The 12,747-nt window shown below is 66.6% G+C and carries 13 protein-coding genes; 10 read left to right on the forward strand and 3 right to left on the reverse strand.

Features of this window, described 5'->3' with window-relative positions:
• Positions 1 to 774 carry an ABC transporter permease gene (locus FOB47_RS12295; protein WP_053821093.1) on the forward strand — a complete coding sequence of 258 codons (774 nt, stop codon included), beginning with the start codon at positions 1 to 3 and terminating at the stop codon, positions 772 to 774.
• Between the two features lie 100 nt (positions 775 to 874).
• Here FOB47_RS12295 and FOB47_RS12300 read toward each other — a convergent pair whose 3' ends face one another.
• Entirely contained in the window at positions 875 to 1,342 is a 468-nt protein-coding gene (locus FOB47_RS12300; RefSeq protein ID WP_053821094.1) for an Lrp/AsnC family transcriptional regulator, read from the reverse strand.
• 90 nt (positions 1,343 to 1,432) lie between these two features.
• Complete coding sequence (locus FOB47_RS12305; protein ID WP_174781202.1) at positions 1,433 to 2,029, reverse strand: cysteine dioxygenase family protein; 597 nt, start codon at positions 2,027 to 2,029, stop codon at positions 1,433 to 1,435.
• A 178-nt stretch (positions 2,030 to 2,207) separates the two neighbouring features.
• On the opposite strand from FOB47_RS12305, the gene FOB47_RS12310 reads away from it, so the two are divergent.
• The 6 genes from FOB47_RS12310 to FOB47_RS12335 all read left to right on the forward strand — a co-directional run bounded on the left by FOB47_RS12310 (position 2,208) and on the right by FOB47_RS12335 (position 8,052).
• Positions 2,208 to 3,182, forward strand: coding sequence for a LysR substrate-binding domain-containing protein (locus tag FOB47_RS12310; protein WP_174781203.1), 975 nt, complete (start codon positions 2,208 to 2,210; stop codon positions 3,180 to 3,182).
• Positions 3,183 to 3,346: 164 nt separating this feature from the next.
• On the forward strand, positions 3,347 to 4,651 hold the full coding sequence (locus FOB47_RS12315) for a Glu/Leu/Phe/Val family dehydrogenase (protein WP_151022210.1): 1,305 nt from the start codon (positions 3,347 to 3,349) through the stop codon (positions 4,649 to 4,651).
• A gap of 271 nt (positions 4,652 to 4,922) precedes the next feature.
• On the forward strand, positions 4,923 to 5,822 hold the full coding sequence (locus FOB47_RS12320) for a glutamate/aspartate ABC transporter substrate-binding protein (protein WP_053821097.1): 900 nt from the start codon (positions 4,923 to 4,925) through the stop codon (positions 5,820 to 5,822).
• Positions 5,823 to 5,898: 76 nt separating this feature from the next.
• Complete coding sequence (locus FOB47_RS12325) at positions 5,899 to 6,627, forward strand: amino acid ABC transporter permease (RefSeq protein WP_053821098.1); 729 nt, start codon at positions 5,899 to 5,901, stop codon at positions 6,625 to 6,627.
• A 10-nt stretch (positions 6,628 to 6,637) separates the two neighbouring features.
• Complete coding sequence (gltK, locus tag FOB47_RS12330) at positions 6,638 to 7,321, forward strand: glutamate/aspartate ABC transporter permease GltK (RefSeq protein WP_006578984.1); 684 nt, start codon at positions 6,638 to 6,640, stop codon at positions 7,319 to 7,321.
• Complete coding sequence (locus FOB47_RS12335) at positions 7,318 to 8,052, forward strand: amino acid ABC transporter ATP-binding protein (protein ID WP_006578985.1); 735 nt, start codon at positions 7,318 to 7,320, stop codon at positions 8,050 to 8,052. The genes gltK and FOB47_RS12335 overlap by 4 nt, the downstream gene beginning before the upstream one ends.
• 168 nt (positions 8,053 to 8,220) lie before the next feature.
• Here FOB47_RS12335 and FOB47_RS12340 read toward each other — a convergent pair whose 3' ends face one another.
• Positions 8,221 to 9,051, reverse strand: coding sequence for a class II glutamine amidotransferase (locus tag FOB47_RS12340; RefSeq protein WP_053821099.1), 831 nt, complete (start codon positions 9,049 to 9,051; stop codon positions 8,221 to 8,223).
• A gap of 169 nt (positions 9,052 to 9,220) precedes the next feature.
• Here FOB47_RS12340 and FOB47_RS12345 point away from each other — a divergent pair, with 169 nt between their 5' ends.
• From FOB47_RS12345 to pyrC, 3 genes are all read left to right on the forward strand, one after another.
• Positions 9,221 to 10,294 (forward strand): tartrate dehydrogenase, encoded by a 1,074-nt coding sequence (locus tag FOB47_RS12345; RefSeq protein ID WP_174781204.1) that lies wholly within the window; start codon positions 9,221 to 9,223, stop codon positions 10,292 to 10,294.
• A complete protein-coding gene (locus FOB47_RS12350) occupies positions 10,291 to 11,604 on the forward strand; it encodes a glycerate kinase type-2 family protein (RefSeq protein ID WP_174781205.1) in 1,314 nt (437 codons plus the stop codon). Before FOB47_RS12345 ends, FOB47_RS12350 begins: the two co-directional genes overlap by 4 nt.
• A gap of 63 nt (positions 11,605 to 11,667) precedes the next feature.
• On the forward strand, positions 11,668 to 12,711 hold the full coding sequence (pyrC, locus tag FOB47_RS12355) for a dihydroorotase (RefSeq protein WP_174781206.1): 1,044 nt from the start codon (positions 11,668 to 11,670) through the stop codon (positions 12,709 to 12,711).
• Positions 12,712 to 12,747: the final 36 nt, after the last annotated feature.

The raw sequence follows: 12,747 nt of genomic DNA on the forward strand, positions 1-12,747 counted from the left end.
ATGACCACGTTGACCGATTCGACGCAGCGGCGCGTGGAGCGCGTCGCGCCCTGGCTGCTGCTGGCTGCCTGCCTGCTGCTGTGGCAGGGCGCCTGCATGATCTTCGAGGTGTCCGACTTCATCCTGCCGAGCCCGGCGGCCATCGTGGTGTCGCTGGTCGACTATTGGGACGTGATCGCGGCCCATGCGTGGCGCACCTTCTGGACCACGATGGTGGGCTTCGGCATCGCGATCGCGGTCGGCGTGGTGCTGGGCCTGCTGATGGGGTCGTCGCGGCTCGCGTATGCGGCCGGCTATCCGTTGATGACGGCGTTCAACGCGCTGCCCAAGGCCGCCTTCGTGCCGATCCTGGTGGTGTGGTTCGGCCTCGGCGCCGGGCCGGCGATCCTGACGGCGTTCCTGATCTCGTTCTTTCCGGTGATGGTCAATATCGCCACCGGGCTGGCGACGCTCGAGCCCGAGCTGGAGGACGTGCTGCGCGTGCTCGGCGCCCGGCGCACCGACGTGCTGTTCAAGGTCGGACTGCCGCGCGCGATGCCGTATTTCTTCGCCTCGCTGAAGGTCGCGATCACGCTGGCCTTCGTCGGCACCACGGTGTCGGAGATGAACGCGGCCAACGAAGGCATCGGCTATCTGCTGGTATCGGCCGGCTCGGCGATGAAGATGCCCTTGGCCTTCGCCGGCCTGGTGGTGATCGCGGTGATGGCGATGGCGATGTACGAGCTGTTCGCCGTGCTGGAGAAGCGGATGACCGGCTGGGCGCATCGCGGGTGAAGGGCCGGGATACAGCCCGGTTGTCTCTCCTCTCCCCATCCCCGCTCCCGCAGCGGGCGGGAGAGGGCGGGAGAGGGGAGCAGAAACATGGCCCGCCAGGTCAGACGTACTCCAGCGGCAGCGCCGTCGTGTACTTGATCTGCTCCATCGCGAAGCTCGAGCTGACGTCGGCCAGCTCGGCACCCTGGATCAGCCGCTTGTAGACGCGATCGTAGGCGGCGATGTCCGGCACCACGACGCGCAGCAGGTAGTCGGTGTCGCCCGCCATCCGGTAGAACTCGGTGACCTCCGGGATCGACGCGACCAGCCCGTGAAAGGTCTTGAGCCACTTCGCGCTGTGCTGGTTGGTGCGGACCGACACGAAGACGGTGACGCCGACGTTCAGCTTGGCGGGATCGAGCAGCGCCACGCGCTTGCGGATCACGCCGGCTTCCTGCAGCTTCTGCACACGGCGCCAGCATGGCGTCGAGGTGAGGCCGACCCGTTCGGCCAGTTCGGCCACCGGCAGGTCGGCGTTCTGTTGCAGCTCGGCCAGGATCTGGCGGTCATATCGGTCGAATCGATCCATTGCGCTTGCTCCGTCGGTGTTGCCAGGGTTCGGTGGATCGCGAACCGGCGGGCCTCGGCGCACCTGAGCGCGCCACCGCATCGCGACGCGCTAGCCGGCCGCCACCAGCAGGTTGACGCCGGTGCCGATCTGCGCGGCCTCGACGCCGTACAGATGCAGCGAGATGGCGACGTCGGCGGCCGCACCGTCTCCCCGATCCGCACGGCCGGGATGGCCGAGCGAATGGATATGCCCGAGCCCGGCCGGCACGCTGAACACCGCGCCGGTCTCGCGCATCGCGCCGCCGCTCGGCCGCGCCAGCTGCGCCGCCTCGTCCCAGCGGTAGTGCTGCTCGTACAGCGTGCCTTGCAGCACGCGGTAGGCGCACCAGGTCCGGTGCCCATGCACGGGGCTCGCCTGCCCCGGGCGCCAGACCAGCAGCATCGCCGAGAAGCGCGCCATCGGGTCGGCATAGACCAGATGGCGCGTATAGCCATCCGGACTGCCGGCACGCGCGGCCGCGGGCAGCAGCGCCAGCAGCGCGTCGGCGTCGTCGCCGAGGCAGGCCTGGACCTGCGCCGCCACGGTCCGCGCGCTGTCGTCGAACACCCGGGCCAGCGCCGGCGACAGCGCGGACAGCGCGGCCTGCGGGCCGGTGGGCAGGGACGAGGACGGGCGCGGCTTCGGTTCGGCGTGCAGGCTTGGCATGGGGACTCCGCAGGAGAGAACGGTGACATGGGATCGGATGGGTCCGATCATAGCCAGCGGGGCCGAGCAAGCCGATCTAAAATGTGGTGCCGAAGCGATCCATTGGAGGATGATATTCCGATTTATCAGGTCGTTCTGGAATATTTTTGCGCCGGTGACCGCCGGGGGATAATGCGCCATGGAAATCAAATGGCTTGAAGACTTCGTCAGCCTGGCCGAGACGCACAGCTTCTCGCGCTCGGCCGAGCTGCGGCACGTGACCCAGCCCGCCTTCTCGCGCCGCATCCAGTCGCTCGAGGCCTGGCTCGGTACCGAGCTGATCGACCGCTCCAGCTATCCGACCAGCCTGACGCCGGCCGGCAAGGTGTTCTACGAGCAGGCGCTGGCGATGCTCGCCCAGGTCAGCGAGACGCGCGCGCTGATGCGCGGCCAGCGCTCGGCCAACGCGCAGATGCTGGAATTCGCGGTGCCCCACACGCTGTCGCTGACCTTCTTCCCCGAATGGCTGAAGGCGCTGGAGCGGCAGGTCGGCACGCTGGCCTGCCGGCTGCGCGCGCTGAACGTGCACGACGCGGTGCTGATGCTGGTCGAGGGCGGCTGCGACCTGGTGATGGTCTACCACCATCCGCGCCAGGCGATCCAGCTCGATCCCTCGCACTACGACATGCTGGTGCTCGGCGTCGAGCGGATGTCGCCGTTCAGCGTGCCGGACGCCAGCGGCAAGCCGCTGTACCGGCTGCCGGGCACCGACCGCAAGCCGGTGTCCTTCCTCAGCTATACGCCGAATGCCTTCCTCGGCCGCATGGTGGAGATGCTGCTGTCGGACACCAGCGAGTCGTTCAAGCTGGACAAATGCTACGAGACCGATATGGCCGAGGCGCTCAAGGTGATGGCGCTGGCCGGACACGGGCTGGCCTTCCTGCCCGAGAGCGCGGTGCGCGAGGAGGTCGCGCAGGGCCGGCTGGTGCGGGCCGAGGGGCCGCGCGCGGCGCCGCTGTCGATCGAGATGGAGATCCGGCTGTACCGTGCGCGCCCCGGCGAGCATGGCAACGACCGGCGCGGCAGCCAGCTGCGCCGCAAGCGCGAACTGGTCGACCGCATCTGGGCCAGCCTGTCGTCCGGCGCCGCGCCGATCGAGGGCGGGGTGGCCTGAGTCGGCCGGGACCGCCGGGAAGACCCGCCCGCACCCACCTTGGAAGGGTGCGTTGCCCGCTCGAAGGTTATGCATTTCCTGCATGACCGAATGAACAAACGGCATTGGATTTCCGCGGGGCGGCGCCCCTAAGCTTGTCGCCATTCCATTTCCGGATTTCCACGATGTCTTCCGATTCGCCGATCATCACCGCCTCCGCGCATTCCGTTCCCTCCTATCTGAACGCCGACAACCTCGGCCCCTGGGGCATCTATCTGCAACAGGTGGACCGCGTGACGCCCTACCTGGGCTCGCTGGCCCGCTGGGTCGAGACGCTGAAGCGCCCCAAGCGGGCGCTGGTGGTCGACGTGCCGATCGAGATGGATGACGGCACCATCGCCCACTTCGAGGGCTACCGCGTCCAGCACAACACCTCGCGCGGCCCGGGCAAGGGCGGCGTGCGTTTCCACCAGGACGTGACGCTGTCCGAGGTGATGGCGCTGTCGGCCTGGATGTCGATCAAGAACGCGGCGGTCAACGTGCCGTACGGCGGCGCCAAGGGCGGCATCCGCGTCGACCCGCGCAAGCTGTCGCGCGCCGAGCTCGAGCGCGTGACGCGCCGCTATACCAGCGAGATCAACATCATCATCGGACCGAACAAGGACATCCCGGCGCCGGACGTCAACACCAACGAGCAGGTGATGGCGTGGATGATGGACACCTATTCGATGAACGAAGGCAGCACGTCGACCGGCGTCGTCACCGGCAAGCCGATCTCGCTGGGCGGCTCGCTGGGCCGCCGCGAGGCGACCGGCCGCGGCGTGTTCGTCGTGGGCGCCGAGGCCGCGCGCAACCTGGGCCTCGAAATCAAGGGCGCGCGCATCGTCGTGCAGGGCTTCGGCAATGTCGGCAGCGTCGCCGCCAAGCTGTTCCACGAGGCCGGCGCCAAGGTCATCGCGGTGCAGGACCACAAGACCGCGCTGTTCGACCCGGCCGGCCTGGACGTGCCGGCGCTGATCGAACACGTGTCGCACAACGGCACCATCGAGGGCTTCCGCGCCGAAACGATCAGCGCCGAGCAGTTCTGGCAGACCGAGAGCGAGATCCTGATCCCGGCCGCGCTGGAAGGCCAGATCACCGCCGCCAACGCGCCCCACATCAAGACCCGCATGGTCATCGAAGGCGCCAACGGTCCGACCACGCCGGAGGCCGACGACATCCTGCGCGAGCGCAATATCCTGGTGGCGCCGGACGTGATCGCCAACGCCGGCGGCGTCACGGTGTCGTACTTCGAGTGGGTGCAGGACTTCTCCAGCTTCTTCTGGACCGAAGAGGAGATCAATCAGCGGCTGGTACGGATCATGCAAGAGGCATTCCGCTCGATCTGGCAGGTCGCGCAGGAAAACAAGGTCACGCTGCGGACCGCGGCGTTCATCATTGCCTGTACCCGTATCCTGCAGGCGCGCGAAATGCGCGGCCTGTATCCCTGATCGCCACGCGCGATATCGGGGCGATCGGACCCGCGTCGGGGCAAGCAGGATGTTGCGATGCACCAAGACAGGGTCCGGACAACAGCGAGGCGGCAGCCGGAAAATTCCGGCTGCCGTTTTTTTATTACAGCCGCGTGGCGCAGCCGATTGCCGGACAGCGGCGGCTAGGGAAATACCCGTTGTATCCGAGCGTCGGCTTGCGCAATACTATTTCGTCGGCGGCACGTTTCTTGTTAGAGTCCCGCCTTTCTCTCATGGTCAAGGAGATGTTATGAAGGTTGCCAAACTGGCTGCGCTGATGATTGCGGCAGGAGTGCTGTGCGGTACCGCACAAGCGGCCGAGCAATTGACCGGCACGCTGAAGAAGATCAAAGACACGGGTGTCATTACGCTGGGCGTGCGGGAATCGTCGATTCCCTTCAGCTATAACCTCGGCGGCGTCCGCACCGTCGGCTATTCCTATGACATCAACGTCAAGATCGTCGAGGCGATCAAGGACCAGCTGAAACTGCCGAATCTGCAGGTCAAGGAAATTCCGATCACCTCGCAGAACCGCATTTCGCTGCTGCAGAACGGCACCATCGATATCGAATGCGGCTCGACCACCAATAATCTGGACCGCCAGAAACAGGTCGCCTTCAGCAACACCATCTTCATCATCGGCACCCGCTTCATGACCAAGAAGGACAGCGGGATCAAGGACTGGGCCGACCTGAAGGGCAAGAACGTCGTCACCACCGCCGGCACCACGTCCGAGCGCCTGCTGCGCACGATGAACGACCAGCAGAAGCTGGGCATGAACATCATCAGCACCAAGGACCACGGCCAGTCGTTCCTGACGCTGGAGTCGGGCCGCGCCGCCGCCTTCATGATGGACGACGCGCTGCTGTACGGCGAGCGCGCCAAGGCGCGCAACCCGGCCGACTGGATCGTCACCGGCAAGCCGCAGTCGCGCGAATCGTACGGCTGCATGCTGCGCAAGGACGATGCGCCGTTCAAGAAGGTCGCCGACAACGTGATCGCCAACCTGATGAAGACCGGCGAGATCAACAACCTCTACGCCAAGTGGTTCACCCAGCCGGTGCCGCCGAAGGGCCTGAACCTGGACTTCCCGATGTCCGACGACATGAAGGCGCTGATCAAGAACCCGAACGACAAGGCGCTCGACTGATTCGGCTCCAGTCACGCGTGTGAAACGGAAGGCGTGCGCGAAGGCATGTCCTTCCGTTTCTTTTTGAGGACGCATCATGAATTACAACTGGCATTGGGGTGTATTCCTCGAAGAAGCCGCGATGAACGAGACCTATCTCGACTGGATGATTTCCGGTCTGAAGGTCACCATCGCGCTCGGCCTGACTTCGTGGGTGATCGCCCTGATCATCGGCTCGATTCTCGGCGTATTGCGCACGGTTCCGAATAAATTCCTGTCGGGTATCGCGGCCACCTACGTCGAAATCTTCCGCAATATTCCGCTGCTGGTGCAGCTGTTCATCTGGTATTTCGTCATTCCCGAATTGCTGCCGTTCGGCGAATCGATCAAGCAGATGAATCCGTTCACCCAGCAATTCCTGGCCGCGATGTTCTGCCTCGGTACCTTTACCGCGGCGCGGATCTGCGAACAGGTGCGCTCGGGCATCAACTCGCTGCCGCCGGGACAGCGCAACGCCGGCCTGGCGATGGGCTTCACGCTGCCGCAGACCTATCGCTACGTGCTGCTGCCGATGTCCTTCCGCGTCATCGTGCCGCCGCTGACCTCCGAATTCCTGAACATCTTCAAGAACTCGGCGGTGGCGTCGACGATCGGCCTGCTGGAACTGGCCGCGCAAGGGCGCCAGCTGGTCGACTACACGGCGCGGCCGTACGAGTCCTTCATCGCGGTCACGCTGATGTACGCGCTGATCAATATCGTCGTCATGCTGGGAATGCGCTGGGTGGAAAAGCGCACGCGCGTGCCGGGCTTCATCGGCAGCAAGTAAGGGGAACGCGATGGCTTATTCATTCGATTTCACCTCGATCAACGCCGATACGCTGCACGTGCTCGGCGAGGGCATGATGGTGTCGCTGAAGATCACCGCCACCGCGGTGGTGGTCGGCATCGTCTGGGGCACCATCCTCGCGATGATGCGCCTGTCCTCGGTCAAGCCGCTGAACTGGTTCGCGCAGGGCTACGTCACCATCTTCCGCTCGATACCGCTGGTGATGGTGCTGCTCTGGTTCTTCCTGATCATTCCGCAGGTGCTGCAGTCGATCTTCAACCTGTCGCCGGCGACCGATCTGCGGATGACGTCGGCGCTGGTCGCGTTCGCGCTGTTCGAGGCGGCCTATTACTCGGAGATCATCCGCGCCGGCATCCAGAGCGTGTCGCGCGGGCAGATGTACGCGGCGCAGGCGCTCGGCATGACCTATGGGCAGACCATGCGGCTGGTGGTGTTGCCGCAGGCGTTCCGCAACATGGTGCCGCTGCTGCTGACACAGGGCATCATCCTGTTCCAGGATACCTCGCTGGTCTACGTCAGCGCGCTGGCCGATTTCTTCGGACAGGCGTATGGCATCGGCGAACGCGATGGCCGCATCGTCGAGATGCTGCTGTTCGCCGGTCTGGTCTATTTCGTGATCTGTTTTTCCGCATCGTTGCTGGTCAAGCGATACCAGAAAAAGGTGGCTGTATGATCGAAATCAATAATGTCTCCAAGTGGTACGGCTCCTTCCAGGTGCTGACCGATTGCACCACCCGCGTGGCCAAGGGCGAAGTGGTGGTGGTGTGCGGCCCGTCCGGTTCGGGCAAGTCCACGCTGATCAAGACCGTCAATGCGCTCGAGCCCTTCCAGAAGGGCGAGATCCTGGTCGACGGCACCTCGGTCGGCGGACCGAAGACCGACCTGCCGAAGCTGCGTTCGCGGGTCGGCATGGTGTTCCAGAACTTCGAACTGTTCCCGCACCTGTCGATCACCGAGAACCTGACCATCGCGCAGATCAAGGTGCTGGGCCGCTCGCGCGACGAGGCGATGGCCAAGGGCATGAAGTATCTGGAGCGCGTGGGCCTGAAGAACCAGGCCAACAAGTATCCGGGGCAACTGTCGGGCGGCCAGCAGCAGCGCGTGGCGATCGCGCGCGCGCTGTCGATGGATCCGATCTGCATGCTGTTCGACGAGCCGACCTCGGCGCTGGACCCGGAGATGGTCAACGAGGTGCTCGACGTGATGGTGCAGCTGGCCCACGAGGGCATGACGATGATGTGCGTGACCCACGAAATGGGCTTTGCCCGCAAGGTGGCGAACCGCGTGATCTTCATGGACCAGGGCCACATCGTCGAGGACACGCCGAAGGAGGAGTTCTTCGGCAATATCGAGGCGCGTTCGGAGCGGGCGCGCCAGTTCCTGTCGAAGATCCTGCAGCACTGAGGTCCTTGCTGTCCCGGCGGTTCTCCCTCTTCCCTTCAGGGGAAGAGGGCCGGGGAGAGGGAAGTCGTTTCAACAACCGCAGCAGCCGCTGCGCTGCTGATTTCCCTCTCCCCCAACCCCTCTCCCGCAAGCCGGCGAGGGGAGTCAAACCTCCCTCCAGCTTTCCCTTCAAGTACAGGCCGAATTGGCCGCGTTGCGCGCCTGCACCTCGGGCGGAATCGGCACCGTCAGCGTCATCGTCGGCTGCCCGGCCTCGAACATCATCAATTCTCCCGGCGCGAACGGCGTCCACACTTCGTCGTCGGTCAGCGGCGCGGTGGCGATCACGGCCACCCGGTCTTCCGGCGTGGTCACCTGGGCAAAGTCGATCGACAGGTCCGCATCGATCAGATGCGCGGTCGAGAACGGCCACTGGCGCACCAGGTAATACAGCCGCGTCGAACAGTGCGCGAACAGCGCCTGCCCATTGCTCAGCAGATAGTTGAAGACGCCGTACAGCGTGATCTCGCGCGTGATGTCGGCCAGCGCGTGGCACAGCTCGTTCAGCGGCGGCTGCGAGCCCGGGAAACGCTTGCGCAGGCCCTGCATCAGCGCGCAGAACGCGAGCTCGCTGTCGGTGTCGCCCACCGGCTGATAGACGCCCGACAGGAATGGCGAAAAGCCCTTCAGGTCGCCGTTGTGGGCGAAGATCCAGTGGCGGCCCCACAGCTCGCGCATGAACGGATGGCAGTTCTCGAGCCGCACCGTGCCCTGGGTCGCCTTGCGGATATGCGAGATGACGTTCTTCGACTTGATCGGATAGTTCTTGATCAGGTCCGCCACCGGCGAGGTGCCGGCGGACTGGTTGTCGATGAACAGCCGGCAGGCCTTGTCCTCGAAGAACGCGACACCGAAGCCGTCGGCATGATGATCGGTGACGCCGCCGCGCGCGGCGAAGCCGGTGAAGGAAAACGTCACGTCGGTCGGCGTGGCGCAGTTCATGCCGAGCAGCTGGCACATGGCGTGGGACCGGGTCGGCGTGAGGGCCGGCCGATTGCAATAGAATTGCGACATTATCCCGCCGGGCCGGGCGTTCTGCCAAGCACGTCCACGGCTGCCGGCGCGGTCCGCCGGCACGGCCGAATCGCCCGTCGATCCGCTTCAATCCGCCTCCAACGAGCCCTCCGCCATGAGCCAATACAAGATTGCCGTGATCCCTGGAGACGGGATCGGCACCGAAGTGATGCCCGAAGGCGTCCGCGTGATGGACGCCGCCGCGCGCCGCTTCGGCATCGACCTGCAGTGGGACCACTTCGACTTTTCCAGCTGCGACTATTACGCCCGCCACGGCAAGATGCTGCCGGACGACTGGTTCGATACGCTCTCGCGCTATGACGCGATCTACTTCGGCGCGGTCGGCTGGCCCGCGACGGTGCCCGATCATGTGTCGCTGTGGGGTTCGCTGCTGCAGTTCCGCCGCGCGTTCGACCAGTACGTGAACCTGCGGCCGGTCCGGCTGATGCCGGGCATCCGCAGCCCCTTGGCCGACCGCAAGCCCGGCGACATCGATTTCTACGTGGTGCGCGAGAACACCGAGGGCGAGTATTCCAGCATCGGCGGCCGCATGTTCCCGGGCACCGAACGCGAGGTCGTGATCCAGGAAACGGTGATGAGCCGGATCGGCGTCGACCGGATCCTGAAGTTCGCGTTCGAGCTGGCCAGCAAGCGTCCGAAGAAGCATCTGACCTCGGCCACCAAGTCCAACGGCATCTCGATCACGATGCCGTACTGGGACGAGCGGGTCGAGGCGATGGCGGCCAACTATCCCGGCCTGAAGGTCGACAAGTACCACATCGACATCCTGACCGCGAACTTCGTGCTGCATCCGGACTGGTTCGACGTGGTGGTGGCCAGCAATCTGTTCGGCGACATCCTGTCGGACCTCGGGCCGGCGTGCACCGGCACCATCGGCGTGGCGCCGTCGGCCAATATCAATCCGGAGCGGACCTTTCCGAGCCTGTTCGAGCCGGTCCATGGCTCGGCGCCCGATATCGCCGGCCGCGGCATTGCCAATCCGATAGGGCAGATCTGGTGCGGGGTGATGATGCTCGAACACCTTGGCCATGCCGATGCCGGCGCCGCCGTGCTCGGTGCGATCGAATCGGTGCTGTCCGCCGGACCCGCGCACGCGCCGCTGACGCGCGATATCGGCGGCAGCGCCGGCACCGCCGACCTCGGCCGCGCGATCGCGGAAGCCCTGTGAGCGGGGCCGCCACGCTGGGCGTGGAGCCGCGCGCGCTGCTGCGCGCGAGCTTCGATGCCGCGGTCGCGGCCGCCGATCCGCTGCGCATCGTCGCCGCGCATCTGCCGCCGCCGAGCCGCCAGGGCCGCACGCTGGTCGTCGGCGCCGGCAAGGCCGCGGCGTCGATGGCGCTGGCGGTCGAACGCGCCTATGCCGGCGCCGGCGTGGCGCTGGAAGGGCTGGTGGTCACGCGCTACGCGCACGGTCTGCCGACCGCGCATGTGCGGGTCATCGAGGCCGGCCATCCGGTACCGGACGAGGCCGGCGAGCGCGCCGCCGCGGAGATCCTGGCCCGCGTGCAGGCGCTCGGCCCCGAGGACCGGCTGATCGTGCTGGTCTCGGGAGGCGGCTCCAGCCTGCTGTCGCTGCCGGCCGACGGCGTGTCGATGGCCGATCTGCGCGCGACCACGCAGGAGCTGCTGCGCTGCGGGGCGCCGATCACCGAGATGAACGTGGTACGCAAGCATCTGTCGCGTATCCAGGGCGGGCGCCTGGCCCAGGCCAGCCGCGCGCCGGTGACCACGCTGATCGTCTCCGACGTCGCCGGCGACGATCCCAGCGCCATCGCTTCCGGCCCGACCGTTGCCGATCCCAGTACCTATGACGATGCGCTGGCGATCCTGCGCCGCTACGAGGCACGCGTGCCGCCCGCGGTGCAGGCCTATCTCGAAGCCGGCGCGCGCGGCGAACACGCCGAGACGCCGAAGCCCGGCGATCCGCTGTTCGCGCGCGTCGACAACCGCATGATCGCCACCGCCCACGGCAGCCTGGCCGCCGCCGCCGAGGTGTTCCGGGCGCAGGGCGTGGCCCCGGTGATCCTGGGCGACACCGTCACCGGCGAGGCGCGCGAGGTGGCGCGCGTCTACGCGGCGCTGGTGCGCGAAATCCGCGCGTACAATGCGCCGTTTGCCGCGCCGGTGGCGCTGATTTCCGGCGGCGAATGTACCGTGACGCTGCCCAAGGACGGCGCCGGACGCGCCCGCGGCGGCCGTTGCTCCGAATTCCTGCTGTCGCTGGCGATCGAACTGGAAGGCGTGGCCGGCGTCCACGCGATCGCCGCCGATACCGACGGCATCGACGGCTCCGAGGACAATGCGGGCGCGCTCGCGGACCCCGACACGCTGGCCCGCGCCGAGGCGGCCGGCATGCCGGCGCGCCGCCAGCTGGAAGCGCACGATGCCTGGGGCCTGTTCGATGCGATCGGCGACCTGGTCGTGACCGGTCCGACCCGCACCAACGTCAACGACTACCGCGCCATCCTGATCCTGTAATCGCCGATCGCCGTTCGCCCACCGCCGCCCGCTCAATCCCTACGCTTTCGATTTGCCGAAGTCATGACCCAGACCCTGACCATCACCCGCCCCGACGACTGGCATCTGCACCTGCGCGACGGCGCCGCCCTCGCCGCAGTGCTGCCCGATACCGCCCGCCAGTTTGCCCGCGCCATCGTGATGCCGAACCTGAAGCCGCCGGTCACCACGGTGGCGCAGGCCGAGGCCTATCGCGCGCGCATCCTGGCCGCGCTGCCGGCCGGCCTGTCGTTCGAGCCGCTGATGACGCTGTACCTGACCGACAACACACAGGCCGACGAGATCGTCGCCGCCAAGGCGAGCGGCTTCGTCCATGGGGTCAAGCTGTACCCGGCCGGCGCCACCACCAACAGCGATGCCGGCGTGACCGACATCCGCCGCTGCACCGCGGCGCTGGAAGCGATGCAGCGCGTCGGCCTGCCGCTGCTGGTGCACGGCGAGGTCACAGACAGCGAGATCGACCTGTTCGATCGCGAGGCGGTGTTCATCGAGCGCGTGATGACGCCGCTGCGCCGAGACTTCCCGGCACTGAAGGTGGTGTTCGAACACATCACGACCAAGGATGCCGCCGACTACGTGCGCGAGGCCGAAGGGCCGGTCGGCGCGACCATCACCGCCCATCACCTGCTGTACAACCGCAACGCGATCTTCATCGGCGGCATCCGCCCGCATTACTACTGCCTGCCCGTGCTCAAGCGCGAGACGCATCGCCAGGCGCTGGTCGCCGCGGCCGTGTCCGGCAATCCGCGCTTCTTCCTTGGCACCGACAGCGCGCCGCACGCGCGCGGCCTGAAGGAGCACGCCTGCGGCTGCGCCGGCTGCTATACCGCGCTGCATGCGATGGAGCTGTACGCCGAGGCCTTCGATGCCGCCGGCGCGCTCGACAAGCTGGAGGGCTTTGCCAGCTTCCACGGCGCCGACTTCTACGGCCTGCCGCGCAACACCGGTACGCTGACGCTGCGGCGCGAGCCGTGGCAGCTGCCCGAAGCGCTGCCGTATGGCGAGACGGAACTGGTGCCGCTGCGCGGCGGCGAAACGCTGCAATGGAAGGCGGCGCTGGCCGCCTGAGCGGTGGGTGAACGGGACGGCGGCCGGGCCACCGGC

This window comes from Cupriavidus gilardii (genome assembly GCF_013347325.1).
GTDB lineage: Bacteria > Pseudomonadota > Gammaproteobacteria > Burkholderiales > Burkholderiaceae > Cupriavidus > Cupriavidus gilardii.

Bases quoted from the DNA above. Each gene is read 5' to 3' on its own strand.
- FOB47_RS12300 (WP_053821094.1), bottom strand. From the start codon at position 1,342: ATGGATCGATTCGACCGATATGACCGCCAGATCCTGGCCGAGCTGCAA.
- pyrC (WP_174781206.1), top strand. From the start codon at position 11,668: ATGACCCAGACCCTGACCATCACCCGCCCCGACGACTGGCATCTGCAC.
- FOB47_RS12320 (WP_053821097.1), top strand. From the start codon at position 4,923: ATGAAGGTTGCCAAACTGGCTGCGCTGATGATTGCGGCAGGAGTGCTG.
- FOB47_RS12325 (WP_053821098.1), top strand. From the start codon at position 5,899: ATGAATTACAACTGGCATTGGGGTGTATTCCTCGAAGAAGCCGCGATG.
- FOB47_RS12310 (WP_174781203.1), top strand. From the start codon at position 2,208: ATGGAAATCAAATGGCTTGAAGACTTCGTCAGCCTGGCCGAGACGCAC.
- FOB47_RS12335 (WP_006578985.1), top strand. From the start codon at position 7,318: ATGATCGAAATCAATAATGTCTCCAAGTGGTACGGCTCCTTCCAGGTG.
- FOB47_RS12305 (WP_174781202.1), bottom strand. From the start codon at position 2,029: ATGCCAAGCCTGCACGCCGAACCGAAGCCGCGCCCGTCCTCGTCCCTG.
- FOB47_RS12345 (WP_174781204.1), top strand. From the start codon at position 9,221: ATGAGCCAATACAAGATTGCCGTGATCCCTGGAGACGGGATCGGCACC.
- FOB47_RS12315 (WP_151022210.1), top strand. From the start codon at position 3,347: ATGTCTTCCGATTCGCCGATCATCACCGCCTCCGCGCATTCCGTTCCC.
- FOB47_RS12295 (WP_053821093.1), top strand. From the start codon at position 1: ATGACCACGTTGACCGATTCGACGCAGCGGCGCGTGGAGCGCGTCGCG.
- gltK (WP_006578984.1), top strand. From the start codon at position 6,638: ATGGCTTATTCATTCGATTTCACCTCGATCAACGCCGATACGCTGCAC.
- FOB47_RS12340 (WP_053821099.1), bottom strand. From the start codon at position 9,051: ATGTGCCAGCTGCTCGGCATGAACTGCGCCACGCCGACCGACGTGACG.